Origin of the sequence: Romboutsia sp. 1001713B170207_170306_H8, assembly GCF_015550495.1 — a bacterium.
Taxonomy (GTDB): domain Bacteria; phylum Bacillota; class Clostridia; order Peptostreptococcales; family Peptostreptococcaceae; genus Romboutsia_E.
Map to the genome: position 1 here is coordinate 1 of NZ_JADNAX010000054.1, position 1,029 is coordinate 1,029.

Genomic DNA, 1,029 nt, shown 5'->3' on the forward strand with positions numbered 1-1,029 from the left:
ATAAATGATATGCAGTTTTTAGAGTATTAACTCTAAAACTTAATATAAGTTAATCGAAAGATTATGTGGTTATTATAGCAAAGAGGATACACCTGTTCCCATTCCGAACACAGAAGTTAAGCTCTTTAGCGCTGATGGTACTCGGAGGGCAACCTCCCGGGAGAGTAAGACTTAGCCACGTAATCTTTTTTTATGAAGATATAAAAATAAAAGACTAAAAACAAAAAACAAACCATCTTAATTGATGGTTTGTTTTTTTATAAAATATTTATTTTTTATTATGAAATTAAAAAGTATAAATTATGATAATACTTATTATAGAATTATGATATATTTTAATAATTTTTTATTAAAAATAAAAATATAAGAAAATTTAGTGTAAATATTATATATAATAAATATATTAAAATTGTGTATAATTAATTTAGTAATGTGGATAAAATGATTTATAGTTATATAAATAGAGTATATGAACATGTTAATAATGTTGATAAAAAAATATACTTATCAACATTTATTTTAGATTAAAAAAGTTTTAAAAAAAGTGTTGACTAATAAAGAATGTGGTGGTAAAGTATTACTTGTCCGAGAGATACGGACGGAAAATAAAACGAAAGAAAGTGTTGACAAGATTTAAATAACTTGTTAAGATGAATAAGTCGAAACAATGAACTTTGAAAATTAAACAGTAGGTTAATTTATATAACTAATTCTTATTTAAGAATTAAACACAAACAACCAAGCCAGATATTCAGATAATGATTAGCTGAGCGATGGACAACTTTTATTTGAGAGTTTGATCCTGGCTCAGGATGAACGCTGGCGGCGTGCCTAACACATGCAAGTCGAGCGAACTTCTTCGGAAGTGAGCGGCGGACGGGTGAGTAACGCGTGGGTAACCTGCCCTATACACACGGATAACGTACCGAAAGGTACGCTAATACGAGATAACATATTTTTATCGCATGGTAGAAATATCAAAGCTCCGGCGGTATAGGATGGACCCGCGTCTGATTAGCTAGTTGGTAA

The 1,029-nt window shown here is 29.7% G+C and carries 2 rRNA genes; both read left to right on the plus strand.

The features are described from left to right. Positions 1-64 precede the first annotated feature (64 nt). Positions 65-181: ribosomal RNA gene (rrf, locus tag I2A66_RS16980) — 5S ribosomal RNA — on the plus strand. Positions 182-784: 603 nt separating this feature from the next. Next, a 16S ribosomal RNA gene (locus tag I2A66_RS16985) occupies positions 785-1,029 on the plus strand; the annotation flags it as partial.